This window comes from Caulobacter sp. DWR1-3-2b1 (genome assembly GCF_049895765.1).
GTDB lineage: Bacteria > Pseudomonadota > Alphaproteobacteria > Caulobacterales > Caulobacteraceae > Caulobacter.
Genome location: NZ_JAFCSZ010000057.1, coordinates 1 through 8019, shown reverse-complemented (window position 1 = coordinate 8019; position 8019 = coordinate 1). Strand labels below are relative to the sequence as shown.

Here is an 8019-nt window from a genome sequence, read left to right as displayed (position 1 = left end):
CAGGGCAAGGGACGGCCGGGATCGTGACGCGCTGCTCTCGCCGCATCTGCCGGCCGCCCTGCGCAACTGGTGGAAGGTGGCGCGGCCGCCGGTGTGGCTGTTTCCCAACCGGCTGACCTAGATCAACGCGGTGACCCCGCGCTCGCTGAACCGCGCCTTCCACGTGGCGGTCAGGACGGCCGGGATCAACAAGCCAGTCTGCCCGCACACCCTACGCCACGGCTTCGCCACCCACCTGCTGGAGCAGAATGTCGATGTGCGGGTGATCCAGGCCCTGCTGGGCCACAAGAAGCTGGAGACCACCTCGGTCTACACCCACGTGGCCGCCAAGACCCTGGACGGGATCGACAGCCCGCTGGACCTGCTGCAGTTGAGACCGCCGCCGGCCTGAGGCCAGGGCCTGGCCGGTGCGCCCGCCCCTGGAGGTCGCCGAGATCTTCCGCGCCCATGGCGAGGCCTTCCGCCGCGCCCAGGCCGGACATCTGAGCCTGGGCCAGCTCAAGGTGATGTCGGCGATCGAGACTTGCCGCACGGCGCAGCTGGGCGGCCATGTCGAGCGCTGCCTTGACTGCGACCACCTGCGGATCGCCTACAACTCCTGCCGCAACCGCCACTGCCCAAAGTGCCAGGGGGCGGCGGCGCAGCGCTGGCTGGAGGCCCGCCAGGCCGAGCTGTTACCGCTGGCCTACTATCGCGTGGTCTTCACCCTGCCGGCCCAGATCGGCGACATCGCCTTGCACAGCAAGGCCGTGGTCTACGCAGCCCTGTTCAAGGCGGCGTCGGAGACGCTGCTGACCATCGCCGCCGATCCCAAGCACCTGGGCGCCCGTATCGGCCGGACCGCCGTCCTTCACACCTGGGGCTCGGCGCTCACCCACCATCCGCACGTCCATTGCATCGTTCCCGGCGGCGGCGACTGTTCCTGGAGAAGCTCGCCGCCGCCCACGCCGAGGGACGCCTGGCCTTCTTCGGCGACCTCGCCCGCCTGGCCGACCGCGCAGCCTTCGCCGCCCGCCTGGCCCCGCTGCGCCGCGCCGAGTGGGTGGTCTACGCCAAGCGGCCCTTCGCCGGACCCGAGTCCGTCCTGGCCTATCTGGCCCGCTACACCCACCGCGTCGCCATCTCCGGTCGCCACCAACGCCGAGCCAAGGACCGACGCCAAGCCGCCGATCGCCTGCCCTTGCTGCGGCGGCCGCATGATCCTCGTCGAGATCTTCGAGCGCGCAGGCCCGCCACACAGCGCGCCGCCAGGACCCGTGTTCAGGATCGACTCGTCATGAGGCTCACAGACAACGCCACCCGCAACCGCAGCGCTACAGCAACGGCCAAGAGCCGCGTGAGCGGCCTTGCGCACCAACGCCAAAAAGCGGCCCTGAGCGCCCAAGAACACCCCAACCCGCACATCATCAGGGGCATCGTGACGGACCAAACCGGCCGCCTGCAGCAGCGACAACGGCCAACAGCGCATCGCCCGCGACCCCATGGGACCAGCGCGCCGCTCAAATCCCCATAGGCCGCTACCGCCATCCCGCGGGTCAGACTTCGAGCTTTCTCAGACACCCGCCCTCGGCGGTCAGCCCCGTCGCCGCGCGTGGCGGGCGTCCAAGAAACCTAAACAACAGCGGACGTTGGGTCCGCTCCAGAAACGCGACGCTCAGCTCCTAACTCGAGAAGACCGGCACCGCCCCCTGGGGAACCAAGGCCTGGCCGCTCCAAAGCCGCCAGAAAGCTGGCTCGGGTGACGCCATGGCCCAAGAGCGACGCATAACCTGGACACGGTTTAGGTTTTTTGCTAAACACCGTTTATGGCGACCGTTTTTCAGAGCCGTCGACGCTACCGGGTCGCCTTGAACTCCAATGATCATCCTCCGCCGCACGTGCACGTCTACGGCAAGGGCTGCGAGGCGCGATTCAAGCTGAATTGTCCCGACGGACCTGTCGAGCTTTGGGACCATGCCGGTGATTGGACGTTGGCTCACATCAGTGAAGTCGGTGGCGAGATCGCCGCCCAGCTTGACGAATGTTGTAAGATCTGGAGTGAGATCCATGGCTGAATTCAAGCAACTAGACGAGATGGCTTTCCGTCGTTCGGCTCAACGGGGCAAGCGGGTCTACGCGACGCCTCGCGCGACCTCGGCTCGCTTCGACAAACGCTCGGGCAAGGTCGTGGTGAGCTTGGACACGGGCATCGATTTCTCCTTCGATCCCCGGCGGGCCCATGGACTTGGCGACGCGGCCCCAGAGGATTTCATGGGCGTTTCGATCGAAGGGGTCGGCAGCACACTGCATTTCCCCAGATTGGACGCTGACTTCACGGTCTCGCGCCTACTGGAAGGATTTCTGGGTCCGATGGATTGGACCAAGAAGGAGGCTCGCGCGAACGCCTCACGCGCCAACGGCAAGCGTGGAGGCCGGCCAAGGCGCGAATTTGCGGCGACGAGCTGATAGCCGCCGAGAAAGTCGTGCAGCCCGCGCTTCGTACGGCCGACGTTCGCATGCGCATTTCGGCACACTACGATCTGGCTTTGCCGCCAACGGTCGGGTTGTCGGCCGGGTAGCGCCAGAAACGGACTCCGGTTACTTGCCGCACCCCGGACGCTTATAGCGGGACAAGCTACGCGAACAAAGGCGAAACATCGCTCGACGCGACGCCAAACCGGCGCCAACTTGGCTTCATGAAACTCGACTCGATAATCGCGACAGCCCTCAGCATGGATCGTAACAATCTTCGCCTGTCTGGCCACCGGTTCACACAGATCGACGCAGCGCGCAGCGCCCGCCCTAGCAACGCCTCGCGTAACACCTTGATCGCCGAGGCCAAGGCTCAAGCCTGCGGACGCGGCGCCCGTGCCTAAGTTCTACGAATTCTTCGCCGGCGGCGGCATGGCCCGCATGGGCCTGGGTCCTAACTGGACCTGCCTGTTCGCCAACGACTTCGACTTCAAGAAGGGCCTGACCTACCAGGCCAACTTTGGTTCGGACGCGCTGAAGGTCGCCGACATCCGCGCGATCACTCCGGCGGATCTGCCGGGACTCGCCGACCTGATGTGGGGCTCCTTCCCCTGCCAGGATCTGTCCCTGGCCGGCGTCGGCGCCGGCCTGCGAGGCGAGCGCTCGGGCACTTTCTATCCATTCTGGGACGTGGTCCGGGCGCTGAAGGCGGAGGGGCGCGCCCCTAGGCTCATCGCCCTGGAAAATGTCTGCGGCACACTGACCTCGCACGGCGGCCAGGATTTCGAGGCGATCTGCCGGACCTTCGTCGAGGTCGGCTACCGCTGGGGGGCTCTCGTGATCAACGCCGACCTGTTCGTGCCCCAGTCGCGGCCCCGTTTGTTCGTGATCGGCGTGCGGGCCGACGTGGCGATCGACCCGGCGCTGCTGTCGCCAGAGCCCCTGGCGCCCTTTCATACCCGAGGCATTTGCCGTGCAGTCGAGGCCCTGCCCAGGGCCCTGCGGGCGCAGATGCTGTGGTGGAACGTCCCCACGCCCAGCCACCGAGTCAGCACCTTCGCCGAGGAGATTGAAGAACATCCAACTAGCGTCACCTGGCACACCCCGGCCGAGACCGAACAACTGCTAGCCAAGATGTCGCCCCTCAACAACGCCAAGGTGACCGCCGCCATGCGTGCCGGCCGCCGCATGGTCGGCGGCGTCTACAAGCGCACGCGGCTTAATGAAAAGGGCGTCAAGGTGCAGCGCGCCGAGGTTCGGTTCGACGACGTCGCCGGCTGTCTGCGGACCCCGGCCGGCGGCTCCAGCCGCCAGGTCATTCTGGTGGTCGATGGACAGAAGATCCGCTCCCGGCTCATCTCCGCGCGCGAGACCGCCCGGCTGATGGGTCTGCCCGACGACTACAAGCTGCCCAGGAACTACAACGAGGCCTATCACCTGACCGGCGACGGCGTGGTGGTGGACGTGGTGCGCCATCTGAGCCAGCACATCTTCGAACCGCTGTTAGCCGAGGCGCTGGAAGCGCGCGAGGTCGCGTGACCGATCTTCTCCGGCGCGATCCCGACGCGGTCAATGTCCCGCCCTTCGAGACCGAGGACCTGCGCCGCAATCTGACGACCTTTCTGGACAGCCCGTTCGACGATCCGTCCGGCGCGCGGCCCTTTGTCGGCAACTACCGCTGGGGCGTCTACGCCTTCTTCGACTATGACGGCGAGCCGATTTATGTCGGCCAGACCAATGAGCGGCTGCGCACCCGCATTCGCCGCCACCTGACCAACCAGCGCACGGACGCGGTGGCCATGTCGGTCTTGGATCCCTTCGAGGTCTTCGAGATCGAGGTCTGGCCCCTGCCCCAGCTCGAGGCATCGAGCCGAGCCGATCTCGCGGCCCGGCAACATTTGGACGCGCTGGAGCGGCTGATTACCGAGCACGCAGTGGCCGAATCGCAGTTCAAGGCCATCCTCAACGAGAAGGATCCGCCGCCCGGGACTCTGAGCGTCGAGGCCCCGCCGTCGCTGCGCGGCCGCATCGTTTCTGAGCGGGTGCATGAACTGCGATCGCATCCCGATTTTAGGATCGCGCGCCGATCGTTGATCCTTTCGCGGCTTGCGCAGGTGATTTCCGAACGCAAGGTGCAAGGCGGTCTGCGGCGCGTGCTGCTCACCCAGGCCAAACGCCTGCAGTGGCTCTCGGCGCGGCGCTATGAGGCGCTGGGCGGCGCGGCGTCGGTCGCTGTCGAGGCTGAAGGTGAAGAGGTCTAAGCGGGACTACGACTGACCTGATGCGCCATGAACGGACATTGAGGTGGTCGCAAGAAGCTGACCTTCACCCTCTGCACAACCCCAGATAACCATGTTAGCGCTAGCGCTAGCGCTAACGGGAGGGGTAGTGCGTGACAGGCTTTCAGCTGACGGCATTGATCACGGCGCTCAACTTGGCGGCGTCCATGGCGTGGGCCCAGACGCCGCCGGCCCTCGCCGCGTTATCTGCTCCAGAGAAGGCCCAGGCCCTCCGCAACGCAGAACGTGCCCTATGGTCACCGGGCGAGGCTCGCTACCTGCGTCGCTGGCTGGTGAAGGGTTTGGCGGAACTGCCCGGTGACGAGGCCCAGCTTAGGTCAGACGCCGACTGGAAGGCGCTTGTCACCTGGGACGATCTCGTCGATCTCACGGCGGCGGGCGCGGGAGGACGCTGGCTCTATGCGTCGACAATCGTAAAACGCGACGTCGATGGCCCGGCGGAATTGTCGCTGGGAGCGGGCGGAGCGCTCTCGGCATGGATCAACGGCGAGCCGGTCGCTCTACCCGACAAACCCACCGGCCTGTACGACGCCATCCGGATCCCAATGCGGCTACGATCCGGCGATAACGTCATCCTCTTGCGAGCCGAGCGCGGCTCGGGCGCGACCTTGCTGTCGGCCCGCATTCTCTCGGAAGGCCAGCCCCTGCCCGATATCCGGCTGCAGCCAGCGGCCTGGACCCAGGACGGCCAATTGGCGGTACGCACGGACTCGAGGCCCCGCCCAGGAACCGTCGATGTCGCGGTCACCGCACCTGGCGGCCGCGAGATAGGCCGCGCCAGCGCCTCGAGAGGAAGGACCGTCTCGCTGCGGACCGCCGAATGGCCCGACGGTCCCTACGAGGTCGCAGTCAGTACGACCAGCGACACTGGAAAGCCCCTGTTAACGTTTGCGCCCTGGTACAAGGGGGATATGGCGACGGCCGCCAGGGCCCTGCTCGACCAGGCCGCAGAAGCGACCGGCTCAGACGCCCGGGCTGGTCACTTGCGGATGCTCGGCGCGCTGGTCACTGACCGCGCCGGCGCCGATCTCTCGCGCTTGCAGGACTCTTACACGCCTGTCCATTCGGCCCTCATGGAAGCGGCCGAGTTGCGGATGGGACCGCAGGCGGCGATCCGGTCCTCGGGTTTTGTTCGCTTGGCCTGGGTCGACCCGCTGGATGGCTCCACCCAGTTCTGCCGCGCCTATCTGCCCGTCGGCTATGATCCCGCCCGCGCTTGGCCCGCCGTGCTGTACCTGCACGGCGCCAATCCCGGCTCACCGCCTTACGTTCGATACTGGAACGTCGATGTCCGACACGGAGGGCTCGCCGAGCGTTGGCCGATAATCTGGATCGAACCCCACGGTCGTGGGACCAACGGCTATATCGGTCCGGGCGAGCAGGACGTGCTGAATTGCCTAGAGGCCGCGCGTTCCCGGCTGAATGTGGACGACACGCGCACCTATCTCACCGGCGGTTCGATGGGGGGCAAGGGGACCTGGCAACTCGGAACGCGCCATGCTGGCCGGTTCGCGGCCCTGGCTCCGGTGTTTGGCGGCGCCGATCCCCGCCTTGACCCAAAGGGAGGTCGCGACGATCCCGCCGCCGATCGCCCGATGGAGCGCTGGTTGCGCGAGGTTGAGAGCGATTTCGTCGGGGTGGAAGGGCTTAACAACACCCCCGTCTTCATCCACCAGGGCGACGAGGACGCCGCCATCGACGCGCGCTATGCCCGTCATGTCACCGCCCTGCTGCAGCGCTGGGGCTACGATGTCCGCTATCGCGAGTATCCCGGATGGGGCCACGAGGCGCTCGGCGAGCTGGACGAGATCGTCGTTTGGTTCCTGCAACACCGCCAGGCCGAGGCTCCGTCTCTCGTCCGCCTACGCGCAGCCGATCTGCGCGCAGCAAGGGCTCACTGGCTAACCGTCGAAGGCGCGATAGAGCCGCTGTCGATGATCCAGGTCGACGCGGAGATGACCGGGCTGGGCGTGCTGAGGCTCGAAACTCGTAACGTCGCCAGACTGAGCCTGGCGCCGCCGTCACCCCTGCTGAAACCAAATATACCGCTCAAGGCGGTGTGGAACGGCCGCCCGGTCGAAATACCGCCGGGCCCGGACGGCCGCTTCACCTTGACCGCGCCGGGGAAGGCGAGCGGCGCCGAACGCAAGACGCCCGCCCTTCCCGGCGGAGTCTTCGACATTCTGTCGACGCCCTTCATCATTGTGGTGGGGACCACCTCCAGAGGCCCGGAGACGCGCGCCCTGATCCGTAGCAAGGCCGAAACCCTGGCCGGCCTGTGGCGCTCGATCTATGGCGGCGAGGCGCGCGTCGTCGATGACAAGTCCCTGACAGCGGAGCAGGAAAGGAGCCTGTCGCTCATCCTGCTCGGCGGACCCGACGCAAATGCCGTGGCAGCCCGACTGCGGCGCGATCTGCCGCTGACCATAGCCGTGGATGGGATAACGATCGACGGCCAGCGGTACGCCGCTACGGATGCCTACGCCGTGATGCTGCGCCCCAGCCCTCGCGCGCCGGACCGCTACGTGCTCTCAGTGGCCGCCAACTCGGCGACCGGCCTGTTCGCGTGGGAGCCATTCTCATTGCTGACGGCCATGGGCGACTCTATCGGCAATCCCTACGACTGGTGGATCGGCGACGGCCGCCGGCCGGTCCAGGCGCGGGGCCGGGCGCCAGATCGCGGCTGGATCGCCTCTGGCATTTTCGACCCATCCTGGCGCCGCAACGATAGCTGGACTTTCCTCGGCGATCCGGCTTTGCGGGCGACGACGACGCCCTTGGTGCGCCCAAAGACGACGACTGTACTCCCTCCTGCTGTGCTGGGGCGCTATGTCGGCCGATATGCTTTGGTCGGCCGTCCCGAGACGACTCTGGCGGTGCGGCTCGACGGTGAGGTTTTGATGGTCGACCCGCCAGGCGGTCTGCCGAGCGACAAGCTGCTGGCCGAGAGCCCCACCCGATTTCTCGTAGCCTCTGACGGATCTATAATGGAGGCCGTGCTCGACCCAGCCGGAAAGGTCGTGGAGGTTCGCTTTGGTGAAGGCGCGCGCGCCTCAGCCTGGCGGCCAGCGCCCAAGTGATCTGTCTCGCGCCACTGCGCCAACTGGACGATGCCCATCCACAGACTAGTCGCGCCAGAGTACTAACCCGCTAGATGTTTGGTCCCGGACTTTGATGGTGCACTGTTTTCCGATGGTTGGAAGGATGCGTTATGGGGCAGGTACACCACGGGAGCGCCACAACGACAGCGGCGGTCCGTCGAGCGATA

6 protein-coding genes and 1 pseudogene are annotated in these 8019 nt (G+C 66.5%); all 7 read left to right on the top strand.

Annotated elements, in window-relative coordinates; all coding sequences use genetic code 11:
• The first annotated feature begins 130 nt into the window (after window positions 1–130).
• Window positions 131–391, top strand: coding sequence for a tyrosine-type recombinase/integrase (locus ACP69S_RS21740; protein ID WP_426000784.1), 261 nt, complete (start codon window positions 131–133; stop codon window positions 389–391).
• A gap of 16 nt (window positions 392–407) precedes the next feature.
• Window positions 408–1126: pseudogene (locus tag ACP69S_RS21735) on the top strand (IS91 family transposase); the annotation flags it as partial.
• Window positions 1127–1805: 679 nt separating this feature from the next.
• Window positions 1806–2054: a DUF4160 domain-containing protein gene (locus tag ACP69S_RS21730; protein WP_426000783.1), complete on the top strand. Its 249-nt coding sequence runs from the start codon at window positions 1806–1808 to the stop codon at window positions 2052–2054.
• Complete coding sequence (locus tag ACP69S_RS21725) at window positions 2047–2445, top strand: DUF2442 domain-containing protein (protein WP_426000782.1); 399 nt, start codon at window positions 2047–2049, stop codon at window positions 2443–2445. The genes ACP69S_RS21730 and ACP69S_RS21725 overlap by 8 nt, the downstream gene beginning before the upstream one ends.
• A gap of 402 nt (window positions 2446–2847) precedes the next feature.
• A complete protein-coding gene (locus tag ACP69S_RS21720) occupies window positions 2848–3990 on the top strand; it encodes a DNA cytosine methyltransferase (protein WP_426000780.1) in 1143 nt (380 codons plus the stop codon).
• Window positions 3987–4712 (top strand): GIY-YIG nuclease family protein, encoded by a 726-nt coding sequence (locus ACP69S_RS21715; protein ID WP_426000778.1) that lies wholly within the window; start codon window positions 3987–3989, stop codon window positions 4710–4712. Before ACP69S_RS21720 ends, ACP69S_RS21715 begins: the two co-directional genes overlap by 4 nt.
• A gap of 131 nt (window positions 4713–4843) precedes the next feature.
• Window positions 4844–7831: a prolyl oligopeptidase family serine peptidase gene (locus ACP69S_RS21710; RefSeq protein ID WP_426000776.1), complete on the top strand. Its 2988-nt coding sequence runs from the start codon at window positions 4844–4846 to the stop codon at window positions 7829–7831.
• The last annotated feature ends 188 nt before the right edge of the window (window positions 7832–8019 follow it).

What these genes read in the sequence shown, in the direction of transcription:
- ACP69S_RS21725 (WP_426000782.1), top strand. Translation starts at nt 2,047, where the DNA reads ATGGCTGAATTCAAGCAACTAGACGAGATGGCTTTCCGTCGTTCGGCT.
- ACP69S_RS21730 (WP_426000783.1), top strand. Translation starts at nt 1,806, where the DNA reads ATGGCGACCGTTTTTCAGAGCCGTCGACGCTACCGGGTCGCCTTGAAC.